Source organism: Pseudomonas moraviensis, from assembly GCF_900105805.1.
Taxonomy (GTDB): Bacteria; Pseudomonadota; Gammaproteobacteria; order Pseudomonadales; family Pseudomonadaceae; genus Aquipseudomonas; species Aquipseudomonas moraviensis_A.
Window position 1 is genome coordinate 4,960,291 of sequence record NZ_LT629788.1, and the last position, 25,195, is coordinate 4,985,485.

General features: G+C 61.6%; 26 protein-coding genes. 11 read left to right on the forward strand and 15 right to left on the reverse strand.

Annotated elements, in window-relative coordinates:
* Nucleotides 1-26: 26 nt before the first annotated feature.
* The 5 genes from BLU71_RS22310 to BLU71_RS22335 all read right to left on the reverse strand — a co-directional run bounded on the left by BLU71_RS22310 (nucleotide 27) and on the right by BLU71_RS22335 (nucleotide 4,723).
* On the reverse strand, nucleotides 27-2,045 hold the full coding sequence (locus BLU71_RS22310; RefSeq protein ID WP_083353906.1) for a diguanylate cyclase: 2,019 nt from the start codon (nucleotides 2,043-2,045) through the stop codon (nucleotides 27-29).
* On the reverse strand, nucleotides 2,042-2,920 hold the full coding sequence (locus tag BLU71_RS22315) for an endonuclease/exonuclease/phosphatase family protein (RefSeq protein WP_083353907.1): 879 nt from the start codon (nucleotides 2,918-2,920) through the stop codon (nucleotides 2,042-2,044). Before BLU71_RS22315 ends, BLU71_RS22310 begins: the two co-directional genes overlap by 4 nt.
* Nucleotides 2,921-2,934: 14 nt before the next feature.
* On the reverse strand, nucleotides 2,935-3,576 hold the full coding sequence (locus tag BLU71_RS22320) for a thiol:disulfide interchange protein DsbA/DsbL (RefSeq protein WP_064365235.1): 642 nt from the start codon (nucleotides 3,574-3,576) through the stop codon (nucleotides 2,935-2,937).
* Between the two features lie 199 nt (nucleotides 3,577-3,775).
* Entirely contained in the window at nucleotides 3,776-4,387 is a 612-nt protein-coding gene (locus tag BLU71_RS22330; RefSeq protein WP_083353908.1) for a c-type cytochrome, read from the reverse strand.
* 30 nt (nucleotides 4,388-4,417) lie between these two features.
* Entirely contained in the window at nucleotides 4,418-4,723 is a 306-nt protein-coding gene (locus BLU71_RS22335; RefSeq protein ID WP_039757140.1) for a c-type cytochrome, read from the reverse strand.
* A gap of 191 nt (nucleotides 4,724-4,914) precedes the next feature.
* On the opposite strand from BLU71_RS22335, the gene yihA reads away from it, so the two are divergent.
* Nucleotides 4,915-5,559 carry a ribosome biogenesis GTP-binding protein YihA/YsxC gene (yihA, locus tag BLU71_RS22340; protein ID WP_056791221.1) on the forward strand — a complete coding sequence of 215 codons (645 nt, stop codon included), beginning with the start codon at nucleotides 4,915-4,917 and terminating at the stop codon, nucleotides 5,557-5,559.
* Nucleotides 5,560-5,975: 416 nt separating this feature from the next.
* Here the strand turns inward: yihA and polA are convergent, their stop codons facing one another.
* Nucleotides 5,976-8,780 (reverse strand): DNA polymerase I, encoded by a 2,805-nt coding sequence (polA, locus tag BLU71_RS22345; protein WP_083353909.1) that lies wholly within the window; start codon nucleotides 8,778-8,780, stop codon nucleotides 5,976-5,978.
* Between the two features lie 74 nt (nucleotides 8,781-8,854).
* Here polA and BLU71_RS22350 point away from each other — a divergent pair, with 74 nt between their 5' ends.
* Both BLU71_RS22350 and BLU71_RS22355 read left to right on the forward strand, forming a co-directional pair.
* The gene (locus BLU71_RS22350; RefSeq protein ID WP_042608295.1) at nucleotides 8,855-9,145 is read left to right on the forward strand and encodes a DUF2782 domain-containing protein; all 291 of its coding nucleotides are present in this window, start codon (nucleotides 8,855-8,857) and stop codon (nucleotides 9,143-9,145) included.
* A gap of 53 nt (nucleotides 9,146-9,198) precedes the next feature.
* The gene (locus BLU71_RS22355; protein WP_083353910.1) at nucleotides 9,199-10,152 is read left to right on the forward strand and encodes a homoserine kinase; all 954 of its coding nucleotides are present in this window, start codon (nucleotides 9,199-9,201) and stop codon (nucleotides 10,150-10,152) included.
* Nucleotides 10,153-10,242: 90 nt separating this feature from the next.
* On the opposite strand, the gene BLU71_RS22360 is transcribed toward BLU71_RS22355, so the two are convergent.
* A complete protein-coding gene (locus tag BLU71_RS22360) occupies nucleotides 10,243-11,163 on the reverse strand; it encodes a zinc ABC transporter substrate-binding protein ZnuA (RefSeq protein ID WP_083354363.1) in 921 nt (306 codons plus the stop codon).
* Between the two features lie 66 nt (nucleotides 11,164-11,229).
* Here BLU71_RS22360 and BLU71_RS22365 point away from each other — a divergent pair, with 66 nt between their 5' ends.
* The 4 genes from BLU71_RS22365 to BLU71_RS22380 are packed head-to-tail and all read left to right on the forward strand — an operon-like array spanning nucleotide 11,230 to nucleotide 14,029.
* Complete coding sequence (locus BLU71_RS22365; RefSeq protein WP_042608298.1) at nucleotides 11,230-11,712, forward strand: Fur family transcriptional regulator; 483 nt, start codon at nucleotides 11,230-11,232, stop codon at nucleotides 11,710-11,712.
* Nucleotides 11,712-12,497, forward strand: a complete 786-nt coding sequence (gene znuC / locus BLU71_RS22370; protein WP_039757132.1) for a zinc ABC transporter ATP-binding protein ZnuC — start codon at nucleotides 11,712-11,714, stop codon at nucleotides 12,495-12,497. The genes BLU71_RS22365 and znuC overlap by 1 nt, the downstream gene beginning before the upstream one ends.
* A complete protein-coding gene (znuB, locus tag BLU71_RS22375; RefSeq protein ID WP_016772340.1) occupies nucleotides 12,490-13,278 on the forward strand; it encodes a zinc ABC transporter permease subunit ZnuB in 789 nt (262 codons plus the stop codon). The genes znuC and znuB overlap by 8 nt, the downstream gene beginning before the upstream one ends.
* Before the next feature lie 37 nt (nucleotides 13,279-13,315).
* A complete protein-coding gene (locus tag BLU71_RS22380; protein ID WP_042608299.1) occupies nucleotides 13,316-14,029 on the forward strand; it encodes a PA5502 family lipoprotein in 714 nt (237 codons plus the stop codon).
* A gap of 95 nt (nucleotides 14,030-14,124) precedes the next feature.
* Here the strand turns inward: BLU71_RS22380 and katE are convergent, their stop codons facing one another.
* Nucleotides 14,125-16,266 carry a catalase HPII gene (gene katE, locus BLU71_RS22385; protein ID WP_083353911.1) on the reverse strand — a complete coding sequence of 714 codons (2,142 nt, stop codon included), beginning with the start codon at nucleotides 16,264-16,266 and terminating at the stop codon, nucleotides 14,125-14,127.
* Nucleotides 16,267-16,528: 262 nt separating this feature from the next.
* On the opposite strand from katE, the gene BLU71_RS22390 reads away from it, so the two are divergent.
* From BLU71_RS22390 to BLU71_RS22400, 3 genes are all read left to right on the forward strand, one after another.
* On the forward strand, nucleotides 16,529-17,536 hold the full coding sequence (locus tag BLU71_RS22390; protein WP_016772338.1) for a methionine ABC transporter ATP-binding protein: 1,008 nt from the start codon (nucleotides 16,529-16,531) through the stop codon (nucleotides 17,534-17,536).
* A complete protein-coding gene (locus BLU71_RS22395) occupies nucleotides 17,536-18,210 on the forward strand; it encodes a methionine ABC transporter permease (protein WP_016772337.1) in 675 nt (224 codons plus the stop codon). Before BLU71_RS22390 ends, BLU71_RS22395 begins: the two co-directional genes overlap by 1 nt.
* Before the next feature lie 65 nt (nucleotides 18,211-18,275).
* Entirely contained in the window at nucleotides 18,276-19,046 is a 771-nt protein-coding gene (locus BLU71_RS22400; protein ID WP_083353912.1) for a MetQ/NlpA family ABC transporter substrate-binding protein, read from the forward strand.
* A 325-nt stretch (nucleotides 19,047-19,371) separates the two neighbouring features.
* On the opposite strand, the gene BLU71_RS22405 is transcribed toward BLU71_RS22400, so the two are convergent.
* Genes BLU71_RS22405 through BLU71_RS22425 form a run of 5 tightly spaced genes read right to left on the reverse strand, consistent with a single transcriptional unit; the run spans nucleotide 19,372 to nucleotide 23,280 of the window.
* The gene (locus BLU71_RS22405) at nucleotides 19,372-20,007 is read right to left on the reverse strand and encodes an SCO family protein (protein WP_083353913.1); all 636 of its coding nucleotides are present in this window, start codon (nucleotides 20,005-20,007) and stop codon (nucleotides 19,372-19,374) included.
* Nucleotides 20,004-20,903, reverse strand: coding sequence for a heme o synthase (cyoE, locus tag BLU71_RS22410; protein WP_083353914.1), 900 nt, complete (start codon nucleotides 20,901-20,903; stop codon nucleotides 20,004-20,006). Before cyoE ends, BLU71_RS22405 begins: the two co-directional genes overlap by 4 nt.
* Nucleotides 20,891-21,970, reverse strand: coding sequence for a COX15/CtaA family protein (locus BLU71_RS22415; RefSeq protein ID WP_042609008.1), 1,080 nt, complete (start codon nucleotides 21,968-21,970; stop codon nucleotides 20,891-20,893). The genes cyoE and BLU71_RS22415 overlap by 13 nt, the downstream gene beginning before the upstream one ends.
* A gap of 10 nt (nucleotides 21,971-21,980) precedes the next feature.
* Nucleotides 21,981-22,574, reverse strand: a complete 594-nt coding sequence (locus BLU71_RS22420) for a hypothetical protein (RefSeq protein WP_064365240.1) — start codon at nucleotides 22,572-22,574, stop codon at nucleotides 21,981-21,983.
* Entirely contained in the window at nucleotides 22,540-23,280 is a 741-nt protein-coding gene (locus BLU71_RS22425) for an SURF1 family protein (RefSeq protein WP_083353915.1), read from the reverse strand. The genes BLU71_RS22420 and BLU71_RS22425 overlap by 35 nt, the downstream gene beginning before the upstream one ends.
* 70 nt (nucleotides 23,281-23,350) lie before the next feature.
* Here BLU71_RS22425 and BLU71_RS22430 point away from each other — a divergent pair, with 70 nt between their 5' ends.
* Nucleotides 23,351-23,554, forward strand: coding sequence for a twin transmembrane helix small protein (locus BLU71_RS22430; protein ID WP_016772330.1), 204 nt, complete (start codon nucleotides 23,351-23,353; stop codon nucleotides 23,552-23,554).
* 83 nt (nucleotides 23,555-23,637) lie between these two features.
* On the opposite strand, the gene BLU71_RS22435 is transcribed toward BLU71_RS22430, so the two are convergent.
* Complete coding sequence (locus tag BLU71_RS22435; protein ID WP_042609005.1) at nucleotides 23,638-24,525, reverse strand: cytochrome c oxidase subunit 3; 888 nt, start codon at nucleotides 24,523-24,525, stop codon at nucleotides 23,638-23,640.
* Nucleotides 24,526-24,550: 25 nt separating this feature from the next.
* A complete protein-coding gene (locus tag BLU71_RS22440) occupies nucleotides 24,551-25,102 on the reverse strand; it encodes a cytochrome c oxidase assembly protein (protein ID WP_039757111.1) in 552 nt (183 codons plus the stop codon).
* Nucleotides 25,103-25,195: the final 93 nt, after the last annotated feature.

Below are 25,195 nucleotides of genomic sequence, written 5' to 3' on the forward strand. Positions count from 1 at the left end.
GATTTAAACAAAATGGAACAATTGCCTCAGCCCAGCTCCACGCGGTTGCGTCCGGCGTTTTTCGCCCGATACAGCGCCTGATCGGCTCTTTTCAGCACCAGATCGCTGTGTTCGCCCACCCTGAAAGAAGCCAGCCCCATGGAAATCGTTATGGTCACCCGCTCGCCCTTGAAGTGAAACGGGCAGGCCTCAATCGCCGCACGCAGGGTTTCCAGCAGCTTCGCGCCTGCCGCTGGCGGCGTTGCCGGCAGTAACAGCACGAACTCTTCGCCGCCGAAGCGAGCAATGAAATCCGAGCCGCGCAGGCGTTTGCGCAGCACCGTGGCGATGATCTTCAGGACTTTATCGCCGGCCAGGTGGCCGTAGCTGTCGTTGATGCGCTTGAAGTGATCGAGGTCGAGCATGGCCAGACTCAAGGTATTGCCGTGTTGCTGCCACTGCTGGATTTCATGCTCGAGGCGTTCACTCCACGCCGCGCGGTTGGGCAGGCCGGTCAGCGGGTCGATCAGGGCTTTCTGCCGCTGCTCCTCGAGATGTTCGCGGAAACCCAGAGCTTCCTGTTCCATATGCGCCACGCGCTCCGACAGGCTCTTCAGTCTGGCGGCGACTTCCTGCTCGCGGGCGTCGCGCTGTTTCTGGTGCTGATCCATGGTGCCGAGCAGGCCTTCCAGATGATTCTCCAGCACATGCTTGAGGTCATCGAGGTCGGCTGCTTGCTGGACGCTGCTCTGCAAGCCGTCGACCTGTTCACGGATCTGCGAATCCATGGCCCGCGCCGCCGAGCTGTTGTCGGCATGCCCTTCGCTGGCCGCTTGCAGGTTGCTCTGAAACGCTTCGAGGCGTTCGTTGAGCTGTTGCAGATAGGCTTCGAACTCATGTTGACCGCTGTCGGTAATCGCCAGCATCAAGGTTGCGAGATCGTCGAGGATCGGCAGCAATTCGTACCAGTTCAAGCCGTGCTTCAGCCGTTCGCGCATGGCTTCGGCTTGGGGCCGGTGACGCTCGGGCAGGGTCAGGTCGTCGAGCAGGCCGATCAGAGTGTCTTCGATATGCCTGGCCACGGAGCTGTAGGACGGCTCCGGCGAGTCCGGCAAGGCGAAGAGGATGTCGTGTTCCGGCTGATCCGGGTCGATGGCGGCCAAAGCCTGGGCGATCGGCTCGGGCAAAGGCAGGCTGTCGAGAATCAACGCGGCCGGATCGCCGGGGTGGCTCAGTTCGTCGGGATTGACTGCCTCGGTGGTGGGCGATTGCGCCGAGGCGCCTGGCGCCGCGGATGCGCCTGGCTCAATCTGCGCTGGTTCGGCTTCAACAGTGACAACAGGCGTCGCGAACGCGACGACTTCCGGTTCGGGCGCGACCTGCACAGGCGTCTCGACGGTCGCGGCGGGAGCATCAATCGCCGGTTCAGGGTCTGTGACCGCTGCCGTTTGCGTGGGTTGCGGTTCGGGTTGCTGAGCTTCGACCGGCTGCGGCACGGGTGGTGCTGGAATGTCTGCCGTGGGTGCGGTGGTTTCCTCACTCTCGCGACTGCCAAACAGACGCTGCAACAACCCCGGCCGGCCCGATTCGGCAGGCGTCTCTAGCTGACTCAAGGCCTTGCCCTGCAAGCCACTGAGCTCGCTCAGCAGCAGGGGCATTTCCCGCGCCTGACCGACGCGGCTGTCCAGTTGTTTGGCAAATTTCTTCAGCGGTTGCGCGACTTCCCGCGGCAAGGGAAGGGCCTGCAACTGGGTGACCAGTGCGGTCAGCGCGGTACTGACCTGATCGATGCGGGTTTCGCGGCGTTGCTCGGAATCGAGCACGGCTTTTTCCAGGCGCGGCAGCAGGGCGGCGAGCCCTGCGTCCATGTCATCGGTGCGCACGACTTCGCGCATTTCCTTCATGCACTGATCGACAGCCTTGTCGGTGCCTTCGGCCGCCAGCGTGCTGCGCACCAGCCCGCGCCGCAGCAGGTCGAGTCGCGCGGCCCAGCGGCGTTCGAGCTTGTCCTGCTGTTCGATGCTCTTGAGGTACTTCTCTTTCCAGCGCTGGGCGTCGTCGCTCATTCACAGGTTCCGCAAGGGGCAGGGCTCAACGCGGGCAATGCGTCGGCCGTGAGCGAACCCGGCAGACGAATTTCCACCGCGACCGGCAGGTGATCGGAAATGGGCTGGGCCAGCACCTCGACCTTTTCCAGGGTCAGGGTCGGGCTGAGCAGAATATGATCAAGGCAACGCTGTGGGCGCCAGCTGGGGAAGGTCGCTTCCACCTGCGGGGCCAGCAGGCCGAGATCGCGTAACGGCGAGTGTTCGAGCAGGTCGCTGGCGTGGGTGTTCATGTCACCCATCAGCACCTGATGCTTGTAGCCGCTGATCAAATCACGAATGTAGGCCAGTTGCAGGCTGCGCGTCCGCGCGCCAAGGGCCAGATGCATCATCACCACCACCAGCGCTTCCGGACCTTCGCCGAAGCGCAGCAGGATTGCGCCGCGACCTTTTGGACCGGGCAGCGGGTGATCCTCGATCGCCCACGGCTTCAGGCGACTGAGCACACCATTGCTGTGCTGGGCCAGCCGGCCGAGGTTGCGATTGAGTTGTTGATACCAGTAGGGGAAGGCGCCGAGGTGGGCCAGGTGTTCGACCTGATTGACGTAGCCCGAACGCAGGCTGCCGCCATCGACTTCCTGCAGGGCGACCAGATCGAAGTCGCCGAGCAGGTCACCGATCTTCTGCAGATTGCCGGAACGCCCGGTGTGCGGCAGCAGATGCTGCCAGCTGCGGGTCAGGTAATGCCGATAGCGCTCGGTGCTGATGCCGACCTGAATGTTGAAACTGAGCAAGCGCAGACGCTGGTCTGCGGGCAGGCCCGTAGACGCCAGGTGATGCTCGTTGACCTGCGGATCATGCAGGCCAACGATGCGTTCGGACTTCCAGCGGCGCATGGCGAATGCCGCGCTTAGTTGGCAGCCGCCTTGGTTGCTGCTCGCTCTTTGGCGACCAGATCGTCAGCCAGTTTCAGCGCTTGCTCGGCACCGCCGGCAGAGCCGATGTCGAAGCGGTATTTACCGTTGACGATCATGGTTGGCACGCCGGTGATTTCGTACTTCTTGGCCAGTTCTTTCGCCTTGTTGATCTGACCTTTGATCGCGAACGAGTCGAAGGTGGCGAGGAACTTGTCCTTGTCCACGCCTTGAGTGGCGAGGAAGTCAGCCATGTCGTTCTTGTCGGTGAGCTTCTTGTGTTCTTTCTGAATCGCGTTGAATACCGCAGCGTGAACCTGGTGCTCGACACCCATCGCTTCGAGGGTCAGGAACATCTGGCCGTGAGCGTCCCACGGTCCGCCGAACATCGCCGGAATGCGGACGAAGTTGACGTCGGACGGCAGTTTTTCAACCCACGGGTTGATGACGGGTTCAAAGGCGTAGCAATGCGGGCAGCCGTACCAGAACAGCTCGACCACTTCGATCTTGCCAGGCACTGCAACCGGGACCGGGTTGGCCAGTTCGACATAAGGGGCGGCAGGGGCTTCAGCGGCCTGGGCGGTGAAGCCGAACAGGCTGGCAGCGACGAGGGCGGCGCTGATGATCAGATTACGCATGCTTTACTCCTGGACAATTTGGGTCGCCTCGCTCGACCTGTTTCGACACAGATCCTGGCGGGCATGAGTGCTGTAGTGTAACGGTAGCGGCCACAAAAAAGGGCGGCCAAAGCCACCCTTTTTATACTTGCTGCGAAGGATTAATCGAGCGTTAACGTGGCAGGCGTTGCGCGCCTCGCTCAACACTCGAACAAGGGCCTCAGTGCAGGCCCTGGATGTAGCTGGAAACCGCAGCGATGTCTTCGTCGCTCAGCTTGCGCGCGATGGTGCGCATGGTCATGGCATCACCGTCATTGGCACGACCGTCGACTTCCTTGCGGAAATCGGTCAGCTGCTTGGCGATGTATTGAGCGTGCTGGCCACCCAGATGCGGGAAGCCTGCGGCGGCGTTGCCGGCGCCATTCGGCGAGTGGCAACCGGTGCAGGCTGGCAGGCCTTTTTCCAGGTTGCCGCCACGGAACAGCGCTTCACCGCGCGCGACGATCTTCGGATCGGCGGCGCCGACGCTGCCTTTCTGGCTGGCGAAGTATGCGGAGATATCGGCCAGATCCTGATCATCCAGGTTGGTCAGCAGCCCGGTCATTTCCAGAACCACGCGTCTGCCCGACTTGATGTCGTGCAATTGCTTGTCGAGGTAGCGTTCACCCTGACCTGCCAGTTTCGGAAAGTTCGGCGCCATGCTGTTGCCGTCCGGGCCATGGCAGGCCCCGCACACGGCGGCTTTGGCCTGGCCTGCTGCGGCATCGCCGGCAGCATGGGCGACGCCTGAAATTCCCACGGTCAACAGCAGACTCACGATCAATTTGTTCATCAGCTAATCCAACTACGGCTAAGGGTTAAGTTATGGACCGGGCTTACTCTCGCTCATCCACAGGATGATGGCCTGGTAATCCTCGGCACTGCAGTCCATGCACAAACCACGCGGCGGCATCGCCTTGAAACCCTGGGTCACGTGTTGCACCAGCGTCCCCATACCTTTCGCCAACCTCGGCGTCCAAGCTTCCTGGTCGCCTCTTGCGGGCGCCATGGGTAGTTGGCCGGAATGACAGGCACCACAAACACGGTTGTACACAGCTTCCGGATCCTGTGTAGCCTGTGCGCTGTAAAGCGGCACCAAGACTCCGGCAGCCAGCAGCCATTTCGTCATAAAACGACCTTTTCAGGGTTGAGAGCGTTCTGCGTTCTAATGCGCAATCAAAGTCTGGCGCTCTCGTGAACTTCATCCTTCGCTGGGACAAAGCACACACAAAATCTGCGGCATTATATACTGGCGTCACTGAAACGGAAGCGACACCGCGTTCCGCGCCCATTCCCGGCGCCGCCCACATCGGAAATCCCATGCAACTCAAGAATCCCATCCTCGGCCTGTGCCAACAGTCCACATTCATGCTCAGTGCCGCCAAAGTCGACCAATGCCCGGACGACGAAGGCTTCGAAGTGGCGTTTGCCGGTCGTTCCAACGCTGGCAAATCCAGCGCGCTGAACACCCTGACCCACGCCAGTCTGGCGCGCACCTCGAAAACTCCGGGTCGCACACAGCTGTTGAACTTCTTCAAGCTAGACGATGATCGCCGTCTGGTCGACCTGCCGGGCTACGGTTATGCAAAAGTACCGATCCCGCTCAAGCAACACTGGCAGCGCCACCTCGAGGCTTACCTCGGCGGTCGGGAGAGTTTGAAAGGTCTGATTCTGATGATGGACATCCGCCATCCGATGACCGACTTCGACCTGCTGATGCTCGATTGGGCCGTCGCCGCCGGCATGCCGATGCACATCCTGCTGACCAAGGCCGACAAGCTCACCTACGGCGCAGCCAAGAACACACTGCTGAAAGTACAGTCGGAAATCCGCAAAGGCTGGGGCGACTCGATCACCATCCAACTCTTCTCCGCGCCAAAACGCATGGGCCTGGAAGAGGCTTACACCGTACTGGCCGACTGGATGGAACTGGCAGACAAAAACACCGAGGCCGCCGCCGAGTAAGACAAGTTCAAAACTGTCTGTGGTGCTGTCAGGCAAGGCAAAAGCACCGCTAAAACGGCCGGGGTCGCGCTCGACTTTAGGGGACCTAAATGAGCATTTTTAGCGGTGCTTTTAACGCGGCATGACGGCATCACAGCCAGTTTTGAGGCAAAAAAAGCCCCGGGATTCATTGGGGAGGGAGAATTCCGGGGTCTAAGTTCCGAACCGCTAGGGCGGGGTTCAGATATCTGCCAACACTTAACACAACATAGGAGCATCGAAGGGCTTCACCAGCCATTCAGTACCTCTGAGTGTTCCACCGGCAGATTAGTTCAGATTTTTTTCAAAAAGCTTTGGAATAGCCTCAAGCATTTATCGGTCTAAGCCGGTTTCCCGGGCTTGCCGCGACGCCGTGTCGCGGCCACGCTGCACCCTGCTCAGTGCGCCTCATCCCAATTGTTGCCGACGCCGACTTCCACCAGCAGCGGCACGTCCAGTTTCGCCGCTTCGCTCATGTGCAGGCGAATCTCGGTGCTGACCTGCTCGACCAGATCCTCGCGAACCTCCAGCACCAGTTCATCGTGCACTTGCAGGATGACCCGGGCATCCAGCCCCGACGTCGCCAGCCAGTTGTCCACGGCGACCATGGCTTTCTTGATGATGTCCGCCGCCGTGCCCTGCATCGGCGCGTTGATCGCCGTGCGTTCTGCGGCGGCGCGTTCCTGCGGCTTGTTCGAGTTGATCTCCGGCAGGTACAGGCGACGACCGAAGAACGTTTCGACGTAGCCCTGATCGGCCGCCTGTGCGCGAGTGCGCTCCATGTACTCGCGTACGCCTGGATAACGGGCGAAGTAAGTATCGATGTAAGCCTTGGCGGTCTTGGTGTCGACGCCGATGTCCTTGCCGAGCTTCTGCGCGCCCATGCCATAGATCAGACCGAAGTTGATCGCCTTGGCGCTGCGGCGCTGGTCCGAGGTCACTTGCTCAAGCTCGACCTTGAACACTTCGGCGGCGGTCGCGGTGTGCACGTCGAGGTTGTTGCGGAAGGCGTTCATCAGGCCTTCGTCGCGGGACAGGTGCGCCATGATCCGCAACTCGATTTGCGAGTAGTCCGCCGCCAGCAGTTTGTAACCCTTCGGCGCGACGAACGCCTGACGAATGCGCCGGCCTTCGGCGGTGCGCACCGGGATGTTCTGCAGGTTCGGATCACTGGAGGACAAGCGACCGGTCGAAGCCACGGCTTGATGATAGGACGTGTGGATGCGCCCGGTGCGCGGGTTGATCTGCTCGGGCAGGCGATCGGTGTAAGTGCTTTTCAGCTTGCTCATCGAACGGTGCTCCATCAGCACTTTCGGCAAGCGGTGATCGTCTTCGGCGAGTTTCGCCAGCACTTCTTCAGCGGTGGACGGCTGGCCTTTGGCAGTTTTCTTCAGCACCGGCAGGCCAAGCTTTTCATAGAGGATCACCCCCAGTTGCTTCGGCGAGCCGAGGTTGAATTCCTCCCCGGCAATCTCGAAGGCCTCTCGCTCGAGCGCGACCATTTTGTTGCCCAGCTCGATGCTCTGGATCCCGAGCAACTCGGCATCGACGAACGCGCCCTGGCGCTCGATGCGCGCCAGCACCGGTACCAGCGGGATTTCGATGTCGGTCAGCACGCTGGCCAGGCTCGGAATCGCGCTTAGCTTCTCGAACAGAGCCTGGTGCAGACGCAGGGTGATGTCGGCATCTTCGGCGGCGTAGGGACCGGCCTGTTCCAGGGCGATCTGGTCGAAGGTCAGTTGCTTGGCACCTTTGCCGGCGATGTCCTGAAAGCTCACCGTGGTGTGGTCGAGGTACTTCTGCGCGAGGCTGTCCATATCGTGACGGGTCGCGGTGGAGTTGAGCACGTACGACTCAAGCATGGTGTCGAAGGCGATGCCGCGCACGCTGATGCCTTCGTTCTGGTCGCCGCCGATGGCGCAGTTGGCCAGAATATTCATGTCGAACTTGGCGTGCTGGCCGACCTTGAGCTTGTTCGGGTCTTCCAGGATCGGCTTGAGTGCGCGCAGCACGGTGTCGCGATCCAGTTGCTCCGGTACGCCGATGTAGGAGTGGGTCAGCGGAATGTAGGCGGCTTCGTTGGCCTGTACGGCGAACGACAGACCGACCAGTTGTGCCCGCTGCGCGTCGATGCCGGTGGTTTCGCTGTCGAAGGCGATCAGCTTGGCGTTGCGCAGTTTTTCCAGCCAGACGTCAAAGCGGGCCTGATCGAGGATGGTTTCGTACGCGGCTTCGACAGGAGCAACGGCTGCCTCGGCGGGTGGGGCGCTGAACAGATCATGCACGGGCGCAGGTTCGGCAGCCGCACTCAGTTCCAGGCGTTTGGCATCGCGATCGAGGTCGTTGAGCCAGCTCTTGAATTCCAGCAGGGTGTAGAGCTCGTAGAGTCTGGCCGGGTCTTCCTGACCCATCTGCAGATCATCGAGGCCGATATCCAGCGGCACATCGATCTTGATGGTTGCCAGTTGATAGGAGAGGAAAGCCATCTCCTTGTGCTCTTCGAGCTTGGCCACCAGGGTTTTCGCCCCACGAATCGGCAAGGTCGGCACGATGTCGAGGTTGGCGTACAGCTCGGTCAGACCGCCGTTGACGCCGACCAGCAGGCCGGACGCCGTCTTCGGGCCGATGCCCGGCACGCCCGGAATGTTGTCGGAGGAATCGCCCATCAGCGCCAGATAATCGATGATCTGCTCCGGTGCGACGCCAAATTTCTCTTTGACGCCCTCCACATCCATCGAACTACCGGACATGGTATTGACCAAGGTAATGTGGCCGTCGACCAATTGCGCCATGTCCTTGTCACCGGTGGAGATGATCACCGGGCGGTCCGCCGCCGCGCTGCTGCGCGCCAGGGTGCCGATCACGTCGTCGGCCTCGACGCCGTCCACGCACAGCAGCGGGAAGCCGAGGGCGATCACGCTCTGGTGCAGCGGCTCGATCTGCACGCGCATGTCATCGGGCATGCTCGGGCGGTTGGCCTTGTATTCGGCGTACATCTCATCGCGAAATGTCCCGCCTTTGGCGTCGAATACCACGGCGAACGGGCTGTCCGGGTACTGCTTGCGCAGACTCTTGAGCATGTTCAGCACGCCTTTGACCGCACCGGTCGGCAGGCCTTTGGACGTGGTCAGTGGTGGCAGTGCATGAAAGGCGCGGTACAGGTAAGACGAACCGTCCACCAGGACGAGGGGGGCTTGGCTCATGAGCAGGATCAACCTTTTCGGCGGGTCCGGGGCTAGAATAGCGGGACCGTTGACGACAAAGGGACAAGGTTATCATGCGTACGTTAAATCGCTTGCTGCTGGTCGGGTTGATCGCTGTCTCACCACTGGCCGCGATGGCGGCGGATGATGCGCCTGGCGCCGACCCCGACGTCACCATCCGCACGGAGGGCGACAAGACCATTCAGGAGTACCGCCAGAACGGTTTCCTGTATGCGATCAAAGTCACGCCGAAGGGCGCGCCGCCGTATTTTCTGGTGCGCGCCGACGGGACGGATGCCAATTTCATCCGCTCGGATCAGCCGGATATGCTGATCCCGTCATGGAAGATCTTCGAATGGAAGTAGGTTTTTAATTCACCCGGCGCCGCCGTTGCGGCGCCCGTACTGGCAGTTAAGACATGTCTGTGTTCACTCCCCTGGCTCGGCCCGAGCTGGAAACCTTTCTCGCCCCATACGGGCTTGGCCGCCTGCTTGATTTCCAGGGGATCGCCGCCGGCAGCGAAAACACCAACTTCTTTATCAGCCTGGAGCAGGGCGAATTCGTCCTGACCCTGGTCGAGCGCGGTCCGGTGCAGGAGATGCCGTTCTTCATCGACCTGCTCGACGTGCTGCACGAAGCCGACCTGCCGGTGCCGTATGCCCTGCGCACCAGTGACGGCGTGGCGTTGCGTGAACTCAAAGGCAAGCCAGCGCTGCTGCAACCGCGCCTGTCGGGCAAGCACATCAAGGTCGCCAATGCCCAGCATTGCGCCCAGGTCGGCGAATTGCAGGCACATCTCCACCTGGCGACCCAGGGCGAGCGCATGATCAAGCGCAAGACCGATCGCGGTCTGGACTGGATGCTGGAGGAGGGCGGCGAGTTGTTGTCCCACTTGAGCGAAGAGCCGCAGGCCTTGCTGCAAAAGGCGCTGGACGAAATCACCGCGCAGAAGGACAGAATCCTCGCGCTGCCGCGGGCAAACATCCACGCCGATCTGTTCCGCGACAACGCGATGTTCGAAGGCACTCACCTGACCGGGCTGATCGACTTCTACAACGCCTGCTCGGGGCCGATGCTGTACGACGTGGCAATCGCGTTGAACGACTGGTGCTCGGATGAAGCGGGCGTGATCGATGGCCCGCGGGCCCGAGCGTTTCTCGGTGCCTACGCCGCGCTGCGCCCATTCACGGCGGCGGAAGCTGAACTGTGGCCGACGATGCTGCGCGTGGCTTGTGTGCGGTTCTGGTTGTCACGCTTGATTGCCGCCGAGCAGTTCGCCGGGCAGGACGTGTTGATTCACGACCCGCGGGAGTTCGAGCAGCGGCTGGTACAGCGGCAGAAGGTCAGCACACCGTTGCCTTTCGCCCTTTAAAAGCTTCGCGAGCAGGCTCACTCCTACAAGGGAATGCATTCCAAATGTAGGAGTGAGCCTGCTCGCGATTGAGGCGAAGCCGAATCAGCCCTAAAGCGATTCCAGGCATCCGGCGAGATCATTGCCGAGTTTTTCCAGCACCTGCTCATACCCCTGAGCCGTCGCCGGGGTGTACCCACCCAGCGCATCCAGCTCGGCCAGTTTCACCGGCAAACCGGCCACCAGCGTTTCCGCCAGACGCGGACGCAACGGTGGCTCGCTGAATACGCAAGTCTTGCCCACTTCCTGCAAGCGCTTGCGCATCGCCGCCACATGCTGAGCGCCTGGCTGCACTTCAGCCGCGACGGCGAACACCCCGGCGTGCTTCAGGCCGTAAGCGTCTTCGAAATAATCAAACGCCTCGTGAAAGACGAAGTACGGCTTGCCTTCGACATTGGCCAGACGCTTCTTCAAGCGCTGATCCAGCGCACCCAGACGTTCATCGAAGGCTTTGGCGTTGCTCTGATAACGCTGAGCATTGGCCGGGTCGGCCGCGCTGAGATCGGCGGCCATTTTCTCGGCGATCACCCGGGCGTTGACCGGTGACAGCCATAAGTGCGCGTCCAGCGAGCCGGGGCGATGGTCGTGGTCATGCTCATCGGCCTCTTCGGCGTGGGAATGGTTGTCTGCGCCGAAATGGCGCAATTTCAGCCCCGGCAGATCCTGCACCGCGACACTCGGCAGGCTGCGACCGCTGAGCACCCGCGGCAGGAAGCCTTCCATGTCCGGGCCGATCCAGTAGAGCAGATCGACCGACTGCACCTTCCGTACGTCGGAGGGGCGCAGGGCGTAATTGTGCGGCGAGGCACCCGGTGGCAACAGCACCTCGGGAATCGCCACGCCGTCCTGCACGGCAGCGGCAATCAACTGCAACGGTTTGATGCTGGTGAGCACTTTGACCTCGGCCTGAGCCGTACCGGTCAGCAGAAAAACGGCAACAAAGGCCACAAAAACAGAAAAAAGTCGGGACACGATGACCACTCAAGGAAGCGAGAACGGGTAACATAATAACGTCTCCAGCAAATCTCGTCGCCGCTCATGCCTATTACACCGATTGCCAGCCGTCCCCACGACCACTCCCATTGCGTGCACAGCGCTTTGTCCGAGGCCGATACCTTGTGCGCGCAAAAAGGTTTGCGTCTGACCGCTCTGCGCCGCCGCGTGCTGGAATTGGTCTGGCAGAGCCACAAGCCACTGGGTGCCTACGACATCCTCGCCGTGCTCAGCGAGCAGGACGGCCGCCGGGCCGCGCCGCCGACCGTGTACCGCGCGCTGGATTTCCTCCTGGAAAACGGCCTGGTTCATCGCATCTCGTCGCTCAACGCCTTCGTCGGCTGCGTGCATCCCGAGCATGCGCATCAGGGTCAGTTCCTGATCTGCCGCGACTGTCACGCCGCTATCGAACTTGAGCAAAAAGTGATCAGCGACGCAATTATCAGCAGCGCCAAAGACGTCGGCTTCATCGTCGAAGCGCAGACGGTCGAAGTGGTCGGCCTGTGCGCCGGTTGCCAGGGGGCCTGATGAGCAATGCGCTGATCCGTCTGGAGCAGGTCGCCGTCACGTTTGCCGGGCAGACTGTGCTGGACAACATCGAGCTGAGCGTCGAGCCGGGGCAGATCGTCACCCTGATCGGCCCCAACGGCGCCGGCAAGACCACGCTGGTGCGCGCCGTGCTCGGGCTGTTGAAGCCGAACAGCGGCAGCGTCTGGCGCAAGCCGAAACTGCGCGTTGGCTACATGCCGCAGAAGCTGCACGTCGATCCGACGCTGCCGCTGTCAGTCCTGCGGTTTCTGCGCCTGGTACCCGGTGTGGATCGCCCGCGTGCCTTGGCGGCATTGAAGGAAGTCGGCGCCGAACACGTGATCGACAGCCCGGTGCAGAGTGTTTCCGGCGGCGAAATGCAGCGCGTGCTGCTGGCTCGGGCCCTGCTGCGTGAGCCTGAGCTGCTGGTGCTCGACGAACCGGTGCAGGGCGTCGACGTGGCTGGGCAGGCCGAGCTGTACAGCCTGATCACCCGTCTGCGCGACCGCCACGGTTGCGGCGTGCTGATGGTGTCCCACGATTTGCATCTGGTGATGAGCACCACCGATCAGGTGGTCTGCCTCAACCGCCACGTCTGCTGCTCCGGGCATCCCGAGCAGGTCAGCGGTGATCCGGCATTCGTCGAGCTGTTCGGCAAGAATGCGCCGAGCCTGGCGATCTATCACCACCATCACGACCACGCCCACGACCTGCACGGTTCGGTGGTCAAAGGCCCGCTGAGCGGGCAACCTCATGTTCATGGAGACGGCTGCAAGCATGGCTGATTTTCTCTTGTATGCCCTGCTTGCAGGTCTGGCGCTGGCGCTGGTGGCCGGACCGCTCGGCTCGTTTGTGGTGTGGCGGCGCATGGCCTATTTCGGCGACACCCTGTCCCACGCCGCGCTGCTCGGCGTGGCACTGGGCTTTCTGCTGGATGTCAGCCCGACTGTAGCGGTGACGGTCGGGTGCCTGCTGCTGGCGGTGCTGCTGGTGACCCTGCAACAGCGCCAGCCACTGGCGTCTGACACGCTGTTGGGAATTCTTGCGCCGAGCACGCTCTCTCTCGGCCTGGTGGTACTAAGCTTCATGCATGAAGTGCGGATCGACCTGATGGCCTATCTGTTTGGCGATCTGCTGGCGATCAGTCCGAGCGACCTGGCGTGGATCCTCGGCGGCACCGCGGCGGTGCTGGTGTTGCTGGTGACGCTGTGGCGGCCGCTGCTGGCGGTCACCGTGCACGAAGAACTGGCGCGGGTCGAGGGCCTGCCGGTGGCCGGTCTGCGCTTGGCACTGATGTTGTTGATCGCGGTGGTGATCGCAGTGGCGATGAAAATCGTCGGGGTATTGTTGATCACTTCGCTGCTGATCATTCCGGCCGCTGCGGCACAGCGTCACGCCCGTTCGCCGGAGCAGATGGCCCTGGGCGCGAGCCTGCTGGGCATGCTCGCGGTGTGCGGCGGGCTGGCGTTGTCATGGTTCAAGGACACCCCGGCGGGGCCGTCGATCGTGGTGACGGCGGCCGCGCTGTTTCTGTTGAGTTTTGTTCTGCCCCGTCGTGGGGTGTAGACTTGGCCGCTTTTTGCGCAATTAGAGAGTCGCAGGAATGAAGCCGTTCGCCTCCCGTTATCTGCTCCTTGTCGCATTTTCAGTGCTGCTGGGCGCCTGCCAAAGCACGCCGCCGGTGGCTGAAGTCCCGGATGCGCGGGCTACGGCCATCGCACAGCTGGAGCAAAGCCTGGCCAGCAGCGAACTGGCCACCGCCGAAGACCAGTTGGCCGCGTTGCAGGCCGAAACCCCTAACGATCAATCCCTCGAGCAGTATCAGCGGCAGTTGGCGGAGGCGTACCTGCGCCGCAGCCAGATCGTCCTGCAGAAAGGTGATGTCAACGCTGCGGCCACTGCATTGAGCCGTGCCCGCGCCTTGATGCCCAAGGCCCCCGCGCTGACTGGCGGTGTCAACGGCGCGATCACTGAAGCGCGCAAGGCCGAGCTGGAAAAGGCTGAAGCCGCGCTGCTGGCTGCCGAGGCCCGGCCGAAAGCCAAGGTCATCGACCCCACTGCCGAGAGCACCACGGTTGCGCTGAACATTGGTGATATTCACAAGCTGCAACGCCAACTCGATGCGATTGCCGCCGATGTGGTGAATTATGAGTGCGCCGTCAGCATCCAGGCCCCACGCACCGCGGATTATCCGTGGCTGGCGACCTTGCTGACCAAGCGAGTGAAGAAGCTCGATCCTGACTTTGATTTGCAGATCGAGAAGCAGATCTTGCGCACGGTGCCGGCGCAGATGGTGTTGAGCCCGCGTAAACCCTAAAAAAGCTTCGCGAGCAGGCTCGCTCCCACAGGTGCAACAGCATACCTGTGGGAGCGAGCCTGCTCGCGAAAGCGTCCTCTCAGCCAATAAAGATCTTAAGCCGGAATCGCCTTGGCCTTAGGCTCCCGCGCCCAGACCCGATGCTCGCCAATTGCGGCGAAGAACGGCTTGGTCAACGCGCCGACATCAGCGCCCTGCAACAACCCCGCATCCGCATCCAGCTTCAACAAGTCCTGCAATTGCTTGGCCTCGCCGTGCAGTGCGATCGCCTTCAGGTGCTTGTACGCCTCGAGCAGGTAATGCAGCGCCACACCGTCACCGCTCAACGCGGTAATCGACGCTGCGCCACCCGGTACGAACACCGCATCGAACGCAATTGAAGGCATGCCTTCCATCGACGCATCCACCGGCAATGCCTTGCCATCAGCGGTCTTCACTGGCGCCGAGGTCGGGCCGAGCAGTTTCGCATGGGCGCCTTCCGCTTCCAGCGCCTGTTTCATCGCATCGATGGCCGCAGCGTCAACACCGTTGGCAGCAAGGATCGCCACTTTGCGCGTCTTGATATTGCCCGGCAGCAGGTTCGCCTGGCTGAGCGCTGGCGACTGCTCAAGCGAGGTCTTGCGCACTTCGACCGTGCCTTTGGCTGGCGCCGGCAAACCGAGGTTCTCCGCCACGCGTTTGGCCAGGTTCAGGTCGATATTGGCGAGGATCTCGTTCACTTCACGGGCACGGATGAACTCACGCTCGACCTTGCCCAGCTCGAAGCTGTACGCGGCGATGATGTGCTCTTTCTCATGGTCGCTCATGCTGTTGAAGAACAGGCGCGCCTGAGAGAAGTGGTCGCTGAACGACTCACTACGCTGACGGATCTTCGCGGCGTCGATGCGCTCTGGATAGCTCTCGAAACCACCGTCCTGTGCCGCCGGCGGGGTCTCTTTCGGCCAGCCGCCGTCGATCGAGTTCGGCTCGTAGGAAGCGCGGCCCTTGTCGATAGTGGTGCGGTGTTGCGCGTCGCGCTGGCCGTTGTGGAACGGCGCGACCGGACGGTTGATCGGCAGCTCATGGAAGTTCGGCCCGCCGAGCCGGCTGATCTGCGTGTCGGTGTAGGAAAACAGCCGACCTTGCAGCAGCGGGTCATTGGAGAAGTCGATACCCGGCACGATGTGGCCTGGGCAGAAGGCGACCTGTTCGGTTTCCGCGAAGAAGTTGTCCGGGTTGCGATTCAGGGTCATTTTGCCCAGCGGGGTGATCGGCACGATTTCTTCGGGAATGATCTTGGTCGGGTCGAGGATGTCGAAGTCGAAGTCGTGTTCGTTCTCTTCTTCGACGATCTGCACGCCCAGTTCCCATTCCGGGTAGTCACCCATCTCGATCGCTTCCCACAGGTCGCGACGGTGGTAGTCGGTATCTTTCCCGGCGAGCTTCTGCGCCTCGTCCCACACCAGCGAACAGGTGCCGGCGGTTGGGCGCCAGTGGAATTTGACGAAGCGCGACTTACCCTCGGCATTGATCAGGCGGAAGGTGTGCACGCCGAAACCCTGCATGCTGCGCAGGCTTTTCGGGATGGCCCGGTCGGACATCGCCCAGATCACCATGTGCGCAGATTCCGGCACCAGCGAAACGAAGTCCCAAAACGTGTCGTGAGCCGAGCCGCCGGTGGGGATTTCGTTGTGCGGCTCGGGTTTCACCGCGTGCACGAAATCAGGAAACTTGATCGCGTCCTGAATGAAGAACACTGGCATGTTGTTGCCGACCAGGTCGAAGTTGCCCTCGTCGGTAAAGAACTTCACCGCAAAGCCACGCACGTCACGCACGGTGTCGCCGGAACCGCGTGGTCCCTGCACCGTGGAAAAGCGCACGAACACTGGCGTCTTCTTGCCCGGATCCTGTAGGAAACCAGCCTTGGTCAGCGCTGCATGGTTCTCGTAGGTCTGAAAGAAACCGTGGGCGCCGGTACCACGTGCGTGGACGATGCGCTCCGGAATCCGCTCATGGTCAAAGTGCGTGATCTTTTCACGCATGATGAAGTCTTCCAGCAGCGAAGGCCCGCGTGGCCCGGCTTTGAGGGTGTTCTGGTTGTCCGCGATCTTCACACCCTGGTTGGTGCGCAGGGCCTGACCGGTGGCGTCGGAACGGAATTCTTCCAGGCTGTCGAGCTTGGAGTTGGTGTTGGCGCGATCCGGGGTATCGGTCCCGGCCATTTCGCTTTTATCGGGTGCAGGCTTTTTGATGCTCATCAGACGTAAACTCCTCGTTTGGCCCCGGATGCCTTCCGCAGACCCTTGAGTGATTCCCGGGCACGGCACCCAGGGTTTCAAGTCGCTTAAGTAGTGACTGATGAGCGTTTCAGCCGTTCCGTTTATCTGACCTTTGATCGCGTTATTGCCAAATCGAAGGATAATTGCGAAATAAATGCTAAGAACCTCTATACGGACAGGCTAAAATGCGCGCCCGGCTAACCGCTGATCCTTTTCCAACGCGCCCCACAAGGTTCGCTACGTGATCGAGTTTCAAAACGTCCACAAGACTTACCGCGTCGCCGGTAAGGATATTCCCGCGCTGCACCCGACCAGTCTCGCCATCGAGAACGGCCAGGTGTTCGGCCTGATTGGCCATTCCGGTGCGGGCAAAAGTACCCTGCTGCGTCTGATCAATCGCCTGGAAGACTCCAGTGGCGGCAAGATCATCGTCGACGGCGAAGAAGTCACTGCACTGGACGCCAACGGCCTGCGCCGTTTCCGCCAGCAGGTCGGGATGATCTTCCAGCACTTCAACCTGCTCGCCTCCAAGACAGTCGCCGACAACGTTGCCTTGCCGCTGACCCTGGCCGGTGAGCTGTCGAGCAGTGAAATCAACCAACGCGTCGCCGAGTTGCTGGCGCGGGTCGGTCTGTCCGACCACGCGAAGAAGTACCCGGCGCAATTGTCCGGCGGCCAGAAACAGCGCGTCGGCATCGCCCGTGCGCTGGCGACCAAACCGAAGATCCTGCTGTGCGACGAGGCCACCAGCGCCCTCGACCCGCAGACCACCGCTTCCGTCCTGCAACTGCTGGCCGAAATCAACCGCGAACTGAAACTGACCATCGTCCTGATCACCCACGAGATGGACGTGATCCGTCGCGTCTGCGACCAGGTCGCGGTGATGGACGCCGGCGTGATCGTCGAGCAGGGTCCGGTAGCCGATGTGTTCCTGCATCCGCAGCACCCGACCACCAAGCGTTTCGTCCAGGAAAGCGAGCAGATCGACGAGAGCGAACAGCGCGACGATTTCGCCCATGTACCCGGGCGCATCGTGCGCCTGACCTTCCAGGGCGAAGCGACCTACGCGCCGTTGCTCGGCACTGTCGCCCGGGAAACCGGCGTTGACTACAGCATCCTTGCCGGTCGCATCGACCGCATCAAAGACATTCCGTACGGGCAACTGACCCTCGCTGTCACCGGTGGCGACATGGAGGCGGCGTTTGCCCGCTTCACCGCCGCTGACGTTCACATGGAGGTGTTGCGCTAATGGCTGATCTGATGAGTTTCTTCGCCAATATCGACTGGTACGAAATCTGGCTGGCGACTGGCGACACCATGCTGATGCTCGGCGGTTCGCTGCTGTTCACCGTGCTGCTCGGCCTGCCGCTGGGCGTGCTGCTGTTTCTCTGCAGCCCGCGTCAGTTGCTGGAGAACCGTGGCCTCTACGCCGTGCTGTCGCTGGTGGTGAACATTTTGCGTTCGCTGCCGTTCATTATTCTGCTGATCGTGATGATCCCGTTCACCGTGCTGATCACCGGCACCTCGCTGGGTGTGGCCGGGGCGATTCCGCCGCTGGTGGTCGGCGCCACGCCGTTCTTCGCGCGTCTGGTGGAAACCGCGCTGCGCGAAGTCGATCGCGGCATCATCGAAGCGACCCAGTCGATGGGCGCGACCACGCGGCAGATCATCATGAACGCCTTGCTGCCGGAAGCCCGTCCGGGCATCTTCGCAGCGATTACGGTGACAGCGATTACACTGGTGTCCTACACGGCGATGGCCGGTGTGGTTGGCGCTGGTGGTCTGGGTGACCTGGCGATCCGTTTCGGCTACCAGCGTTTCCAGACCGACGTGATGATCGTCACCGTGGTGCTGCTGTTGATTCTGGTGCAGGTGCTGCAAATGGTCGGCGACCGTCTGGTCGTGCATTTCTCGCGCAAATAACTGGTTTCGATCATCTAGAGAGGCGCTGGCCAAGATGGCGGGCGCCCTGAACAGGAGTTAGCTGAATGAAAAAACTGATCGCTGCTTTCGCTGCCGTTGCTGCGTTCTCGGCCCACGCCGAAACCCTGACCGTCGCCGCCACCCCGGTGCCGCACGCGGAAATCCTTGAGTTCGTGAAGCCGGCCCTGGCCAAGGAAGGCGTGGATCTTAAGGTCAAGGTCTTCACCGACTACATTCAGCCGAACGTACAGGTTGCGGAAAAGCGCCTCGACGCCAACTTCTTCCAGCACCAGCCGTACCTTGATGAGTTCAACAAGGCCAAGGGCACTGATCTGGTCGCTGTGACCGGCGTGCACCTGGAACCGCTGGGTGCGTACTCGAGCAAGCTTAAAAAAATCGAAGAGCTGCCTAGCGGTGCGAACGTGGTAATCCCGAACGACGCCACCAACGGCGGCCGTGCACTGATGCTGCTGGCCAAGGCGGGCGTGATCACCCTGAAGGACCCGACCAATATTCTGTCGACCCTCAAGGACATCGCGACGAACCCGAAAGACCTGAAATTCCGTGAACTGGAAGCCGCAACCATTCCGCGTGTGCTGACCCAGGTCGATCTGGCACTGATCAACACCAACTACGCGCTGGAAGCCAAGCTTGATCCGTCCAAGGATGCGCTGGTGATCGAAGGCAACGACTCGCCGTACGTGAACATCCTCGTGTCCCGTCAGGACAACAAGGACAGCGACGCGATGAAGAAACTGGCTGCAGCCCTGCACAGCCCGGAAGTGAAGCAGTTCATTACCGAGAAGTACAAAGGCGCGGTATTGCCGGCGTTCTGATTTGGGTTGCTGCAATGAAAAAGGGGCGCATTTATATGCGCCCCTTTTTTTGTCTGATGCTTGGCTTTAGAGCTGTTGTGAAGCGACCCCTCACCCCAGCCCTCTCCCGGAGGGAGAGGGGGCCGACCGAGATGTCTTGCGCTATGCATCGACCTGAAAGATCGAGTCGATTATGGATTCGGCACAGCACATCGACCTGACCGATCTTGGCGATTATGGATTCAAAGCAGGACGTTCAATTCGGTGTGGCTCCCCAATATCCCCCAATCAGTCCCCTCTCCCTCTGGGAGAGGGCTAGGGTGAGGGGCTTTTCGCTCTTCAGCTTTTATTTGCGGTTAAGCATCACCGGAAGTTGCGCAACCAGTTTGGCGTTGTTCAACGGTGCCCGAATAAACCCACGCTGCGTCCCGTCCGGCCCGATCACCGCCAGATTGCCGCTATGATCGACGGTGTAATTCGGCTTACTGGTATCCGCCGGAATAAACGGAATACTCACCGCGTTCGCGACCTTCTGCAGCTCTTCAATCGAGGTCGGTGTCAGGCCGACAAACTGCGGATCAAAATAGCCCAGATACTGCTTCAACTGCTTCGGGTTATCGCGGTTCGGGTCAACGCTGACCAGTACGATCTGCAACTTGTCCACAGCGTCCTTGGGCAATTCACTCTTGATCTGCCGCAGCTGCGCCAGCGTGGTCGGGCAGATGTCCGGGCAGAAGGTGTAGCCGAAAAACAGCAGGCTCCACTTGCCCTTCAACTCGTCGATGGCCACCGGTTTGCCGTCCTGATCGGTCATCGTCACGTCCGGCAAGTTGCGGCTCTGCGGCAGCAGGATGATGCCGGCGTCGATCAGCGCAGTCGGGTCGCCCTGGCCCTTGCCGCTCAGCACTTTGTTGACGGTAAGTCCCAGGATCAGCGCGATCACGGCGACGAGGATGAAGACGGTTTTCTGGGTTCGAGTCATAGGTTCAACAGTAAGTAGTGGTCTACGAGCAGGGCGATGAACAGCAGAAACAAGTACCAAATAGAGTACTTGAAGGTGTTGATCGCCGCGTGCGGCCGAGTGCCACGGTACAGCACCACGGCCCATTGCAGAAACCTCGCGCCCAGGGCCAGCGCACAGACCAGATAGAGCACGCCGCTCATGTGAATCACGTAGGGCAGCAGACTCACCGCCAACAGCGCAAAGGTGTACAGCAGAATGTGCACTTTGGTGTAGTGCTCGCCGTGAGTCACCGGCAGCATCGGAATATCCGCCTTGGCATATTCTTCCTTGCGATGAATCGCCAGCGCCCAGAAATGCGGCGGGGTCCAGGCGAAGATGATCAGCACCAGCAACAGCGGTTCGGCGCTGACATGGCCGGTGGCGGCGGTCCAGCCGAGCAGCGGTGGGGCTGCGCCCGCGAGGCCGCCGATGACGATGTTCTGCGGCGTCGCACGTTTGAGAAAACCGGTGTAGACCACCGCGTAACCGAGCAGCGAGGCGAGGGTCAGCCACGCGGTCAGCTGATTGGTGAAGGTCAGCAGCAGCGCCTGGCCAAGCAGCGCCAGCACCAGGGCGAAGCTCAGCGCCCCTGCAGGCGAAACCCGGCCTTCGGCCAATGGCCGTTTATGCGTGCGCGCCATTACCGCATCGATGCGCCGATCGACCACATGATTGACCGCCGCCGCGCCGCCTGCGCACAGAGCAATCCCAAGATTGCCGAACACCAGCACCGTCCACGGCACCCCGGCGCGGGTGGCGAGGAACATGCCGACCAGTGAAGTGATCAGCATCAGCACCACGACTTTCGGTTTGGTCAGCTCCAGATAATCGCGCCACAGCGCTTGCGCCGGACGCTCGCCGATCAGACTCGCCATGGAGTTTCTCCTTTCAATGCGATGGGCGCGACGGCGGGTTTGTGCGCACTGAAGCGCCAGCGCGCGAGTACCGGTTGGGTCACCCGCAACAGGCTGGTGCGCGCGTGATAATTGACCAGCACCAAGGTTAGCAACAGCGCGGCCCCGCCGGCGTTATGGGCGACGGCCACCGGCAGCGGCAGATGGAACAGCACATTGCTGATGCCGAGGGTGATCTGCGCGGCGAGGGCGATCAGCACCAGCCCGGCCAGGCGCGTCATGCCGACCATCTTCAATTGCCAGGCCAGACCGAGCAGCACGACCGTCACCAGCAGAGCGCCGATGCGGTGGGTCAGGTGAATCGCCGTGCGCGCGTCGCTGTCCAGTTGGCCGCCGAGATAATTCGGACCGATGTGCTGGGTCAGGTGAAAACCGTTGGCGAAATCCGCCGGCGGCAGCCATTGGCCATGGCAGGTGGGGAAGTCGATGCACGCCACCGCTGCGTAATTGGAGCTGACCCAGCCGCCCAACGCGATCTGGCCGATCACCAGCAACAGACCCGCCGTCGCCCAATATTGCAGGCGCTTGGGCACGGTCAGCGCTGGCAGCACGCCGGACAACCTCAGCGTCAACAGAAACAGCAGACTCAACGTGGCGAAACCGCCGAGCAAATGCCCGGTGACCACTTGCGGCCAGAGCTTGAGCGTCACCGTCCACATGCCGAACGCCGCCTGGGCGATGACGACTGCCAGCAGAAACAGCGGCAACTTTACCGGTTGCCCCGGATCGCGACGATTGACCCACGCGCGCCCGGCCAGCACTGAAATGAGCAAACCGAGGGTGCCGGCGAAGTAGCGGTGGATCATCTCGTTCCAGCCCTTGTGCGCCTCCACCGGCGCATCAGGGAAATGCAGTTCGGCATGGGCCAGTTGCGCCTCGCTTTTCGGCACGCTGATAAACCCGTAGCAGCCCGGCCAGTCCGGGCAGCCGAGGCCGGCGTGGGTCAGGCGGGTGTAGGCACCGAGCAGCACCACAACCAGTGCCAGCAGGGTGGCAAACAGCGCGAGGCGAAATCCAGGTTTGGCCATGACGATGCCCTTATCCGATGTTCGACAGTTTCAGCAGATGACGCAGGTCGTTGAGCAGATCCTTGCCCTTCACATTCGGCTCGTAACGCAATACCAGATTGCCGTGGGGGTCGACGATCCACAGCTGCGGCACGGCTTTGTCGCCGGTGGTCCTGGCGAACACCCCGGCATCCAGTGGGTAACGCTGCAGTTGCGGGTATTCACGGTCGAGCTTGGCGGCGTAGTCGGTGCTCAAAGGTTGCGCGGCGGCGAGGGCGTGGCTGGCGCGCCCGGCTTCGCGGCCGAGGCTGATCTGGATCTGCCGCGCCAGATACACCAGTTGCTGGCAATCGACAGCGCAGTCCTTCGGCGCCGTGACCAGAATCTGCCAGCGCTGCTCATCGGCCTGCACGCCAAGGCCGGCGCGGGTCTGGCCGTTGCCGATCAGTTCGCCGTGGTAGCTGCGTCCTTCCGGCACCCAGAACTGCAATTTGTACATGCCGGTGGCGAGGAGCATCGGCCCCACTACACCGAGCACAATCAACAGCAACTGAATGCGCCCGCGCCGGCGGCTGGGGGCAGGTTTGGCCTCAGACATGCTGGGTGGATTCATGGCGCTTCCCATGGCGTTTCTCCTTTGCGTTGTGCCAGCCCAAATAGAGGTAGAGACCGAGCAACGCCGTGGCCATGGCGAACCATTGCACGGCATAGCCGAGGTGTTTTTCCGGGCCCATCGCGACCACCGGCCAGTCCGTTTGATAGCTGGCCGGGCCGGGTTCGGCGCGCAGCTCAAAGGCGAAACCGTCGCGCTCCAGGGTCTGCCACAATTTGCTCGGCTCGACGGCGGTGATGGTTCGCGGCCAGACACTGCTGACTGGATCGGCGTGCAACTGGAACGTCGCGCCGGGAGCGACATAAACCCAGGCATCGAGCGTCAGTGTCTCGGCGGGTGTCGTGAATTGCGGCGGCACGCGCCGATCGGGCCATGGCAGCCAGCCGCGATTGACCAGCAGCCACAGGCCGCTGCGCTGATCCTGAAACGGTTGCAGCAACTCGACGCCGACCTTGCCGCCACGCTGGCGGTTGTCGAGCAACAGGCTGTGAGCGGCATCGAACTGACCGTGCAGGCGCACGCGGCGATAAGCCGGGTCGGCGCTGCCGAGCAATTCACTGCTGGCCATCGGTTCGCCTACCCGACGTTCGGCGTAACTGGCGAGCAGCGCAGTTTTCTCCGCGCCCCGGCCCAGTTGCCAGAAGCCCAGCGCAACCATCAGTGGCAGCAACAGTGCCACCACGACAGTGGGAATCACGCCCGGGCGAAAGCGCTTCATGGCCGCGCCATAAAGTCAGTCACCGCGATCGCTATACTCAAGTGCATCGCCTGTCCCCCGGAGTCTTGCCATGTTCAAAGCAGCGATCGTCCTGATGCTGATTGCCACGGTCGTCAGCCTGTTCAGCGGCCTGTTTTTCCTGGTCAAGGACGACAGCAGCTCCAATCGCCTGGTCATCGCCCTGAGTGTTCGGGTGGCACTGGCCGTGGTCACCGTCGGCCTGATGGCCTGGGGTTTCTACAGCGGCCAACTGGTGTCCCATGCGCCGTGGTAGCTGCAAGCTGCAAGCGGCAAGCTACAAGTTAGAAGCCATCCCGCTTTGACTTGAAGCTTGCAGCTCGCCACTTGCAGCTGCTGTCAAAGCACATAAACGAAGAAGAACAGGCCGATCCACACCACGTCGACGAAGTGCCAATACCAGCTCGCCGCTTCGAAGCCGAACTGGTGCTCGTTGTCGAAGTGGCCCTTCATGATCCGCATCAGCATCACGAACAGGATGATCGTGCCGATGGTCACGTGGGCGCCGTGGAACCCGGTGAGCATGAAGAACGTCGCGCCGTAGATGCCCGAGCCAAGGGTCAGCCCCAGCTCCTTGTAGGCGTGGATGTATTCCTCGGCCTGGAAACCGAGGAACGCGATGCCCAGCAGCACGGTAATCGCCAGCCACAGTTTCAGCGCGCCGCGATGGCCTTTCTTCAGCGCATGGTGGGCGATGGTGATGGTCACGCTGGAGCTGACCAGCAGGATCGTGTTGAGCAGCGGCAGGCCCCACGGGCTGATGACGTCCTTGGGCGGCGGGAACAGTTTCGGGTCTGGCGTGTGCAGCAGCGGCCAGACGAATTCGAAGTTCGGCCAGAGCATGTGCGCGATGCCTTTCGGCCCTTCACCGCCCAGCGCCGGCCCGGATACGTGGCGCACGTAGAACAGCGCGCCGAAGAAGGCGACGAAGAACATCACTTCGGAAAAGATGAACCAGCTCATGCCCCAGCGGAACGAGCGATCCAGTTGCGGGCTGTACAACCCTGCGCGACTTTCCTTGATCACCGCACCGAACCAGCCGAACAGCATGTACGCCAGCAGCAGGCCGCCGACGAAAAAGATCAGCGGGCCGTGGGATTCCGGACGCGCGGCCTTCAGATCGTTGAACCAGGTGGCGAGGCCGTACACGGTGACGAACATCCCGACCGTGGCGACGATCGGCCATTTGCTCTGGGCCGGGACGTAATAATGCTCATGAGTTGCCATTTCTTGTTCTCCTTATCGGCCACGCTCAACCGCCAGTGTTAACAGCCACCGGAGGATGTCGGGCGGTGATATCGAACAGCGTGTAAGACAGCGTCAGGTGCTTCACTTCCTTGGGCATGTCGCGGTCAACGATGAAACGCACGGGCATCTCGATCTGTTCACCGGGCTGCAGCACCTGCTGGGTAAAACAAAAGCATTCGGTCTTGTGGAAAAACGCCGCCGCATTGCTCGGCGCGATGCTCGGCACCGCTTGCGCACTCATCGGTTTGTCGGTGGGATTGCGCGCGATGAATACCATCTCGTTGACTGCGCCGGGGTTGGCGGTCAGCTCGTCGTGTTTTGGGTAAAAGTCCCACGGCATGTCGGCGGTGTTGGTCGACAGGAACTGCACCCGCACCTGGCGCGAGGTGTCTACGACTTGCTCGCCCTCGTACTGGCCGCCGGTTTTGCCGTTGATGCCGAAGGCTTTGCACATCACGTCGTAGATCGGCACCAGCGCGAAACCGAAGACGAACATCGCCACTACCACCAGCAGCAGGCGAGTGACGAGTTTCTTCAGCGAGATCGAGTCAGCCATGGTTCATGCCTCCTCCGAAACTGCGAGCAAGCTTTTGTGGCGAGGGAGCTTGCTCCCGCTTGGGTGCGCAGCGCCCACAGAGTCTTTGGGGCT

Excerpts from the sequence above, each read along its gene's own strand:
- BLU71_RS22310 (WP_083353906.1), bottom strand. The coding sequence starts at position 2,045 with ATGAGCGACGACGCCCAGCGCTGGAAAGAGAAGTACCTCAAGAGCATC.
- BLU71_RS22315 (WP_083353907.1), bottom strand. The coding sequence starts at position 2,920 with ATGCGCCGCTGGAAGTCCGAACGCATCGTTGGCCTGCATGATCCGCAG.
- BLU71_RS22320 (WP_064365235.1), bottom strand. The coding sequence starts at position 3,576 with ATGCGTAATCTGATCATCAGCGCCGCCCTCGTCGCTGCCAGCCTGTTC.
- BLU71_RS22330 (WP_083353908.1), bottom strand. The coding sequence starts at position 4,387 with ATGAACAAATTGATCGTGAGTCTGCTGTTGACCGTGGGAATTTCAGGC.
- BLU71_RS22335 (WP_039757140.1), bottom strand. The coding sequence starts at position 4,723 with ATGACGAAATGGCTGCTGGCTGCCGGAGTCTTGGTGCCGCTTTACAGC.
- yihA (WP_056791221.1), top strand. The coding sequence starts at position 4,915 with ATGCAACTCAAGAATCCCATCCTCGGCCTGTGCCAACAGTCCACATTC.
- polA (WP_083353909.1), bottom strand. The coding sequence starts at position 8,780 with ATGAGCCAAGCCCCCCTCGTCCTGGTGGACGGTTCGTCTTACCTGTAC.
- BLU71_RS22350 (WP_042608295.1), top strand. The coding sequence starts at position 8,855 with ATGCGTACGTTAAATCGCTTGCTGCTGGTCGGGTTGATCGCTGTCTCA.
- BLU71_RS22355 (WP_083353910.1), top strand. The coding sequence starts at position 9,199 with ATGTCTGTGTTCACTCCCCTGGCTCGGCCCGAGCTGGAAACCTTTCTC.
- BLU71_RS22365 (WP_042608298.1), top strand. The coding sequence starts at position 11,230 with ATGCCTATTACACCGATTGCCAGCCGTCCCCACGACCACTCCCATTGC.
- znuC (WP_039757132.1), top strand. The coding sequence starts at position 11,712 with ATGAGCAATGCGCTGATCCGTCTGGAGCAGGTCGCCGTCACGTTTGCC.
- znuB (WP_016772340.1), top strand. The coding sequence starts at position 12,490 with ATGGCTGATTTTCTCTTGTATGCCCTGCTTGCAGGTCTGGCGCTGGCG.
- BLU71_RS22380 (WP_042608299.1), top strand. The coding sequence starts at position 13,316 with ATGAAGCCGTTCGCCTCCCGTTATCTGCTCCTTGTCGCATTTTCAGTG.
- katE (WP_083353911.1), bottom strand. The coding sequence starts at position 16,266 with ATGAGCATCAAAAAGCCTGCACCCGATAAAAGCGAAATGGCCGGGACC.
- BLU71_RS22395 (WP_016772337.1), top strand. The coding sequence starts at position 17,536 with ATGGCTGATCTGATGAGTTTCTTCGCCAATATCGACTGGTACGAAATC.
- BLU71_RS22400 (WP_083353912.1), top strand. The coding sequence starts at position 18,276 with ATGAAAAAACTGATCGCTGCTTTCGCTGCCGTTGCTGCGTTCTCGGCC.
- BLU71_RS22405 (WP_083353913.1), bottom strand. The coding sequence starts at position 20,007 with ATGACTCGAACCCAGAAAACCGTCTTCATCCTCGTCGCCGTGATCGCG.
- cyoE (WP_083353914.1), bottom strand. The coding sequence starts at position 20,903 with ATGGCGAGTCTGATCGGCGAGCGTCCGGCGCAAGCGCTGTGGCGCGAT.
- BLU71_RS22415 (WP_042609008.1), bottom strand. The coding sequence starts at position 21,970 with ATGGCCAAACCTGGATTTCGCCTCGCGCTGTTTGCCACCCTGCTGGCA.
- BLU71_RS22420 (WP_064365240.1), bottom strand. The coding sequence starts at position 22,574 with ATGGGAAGCGCCATGAATCCACCCAGCATGTCTGAGGCCAAACCTGCC.
- BLU71_RS22425 (WP_083353915.1), bottom strand. The coding sequence starts at position 23,280 with ATGAAGCGCTTTCGCCCGGGCGTGATTCCCACTGTCGTGGTGGCACTG.
- BLU71_RS22430 (WP_016772330.1), top strand. The coding sequence starts at position 23,351 with ATGTTCAAAGCAGCGATCGTCCTGATGCTGATTGCCACGGTCGTCAGC.
- BLU71_RS22435 (WP_042609005.1), bottom strand. The coding sequence starts at position 24,525 with ATGGCAACTCATGAGCATTATTACGTCCCGGCCCAGAGCAAATGGCCG.
- BLU71_RS22440 (WP_039757111.1), bottom strand. The coding sequence starts at position 25,102 with ATGGCTGACTCGATCTCGCTGAAGAAACTCGTCACTCGCCTGCTGCTG.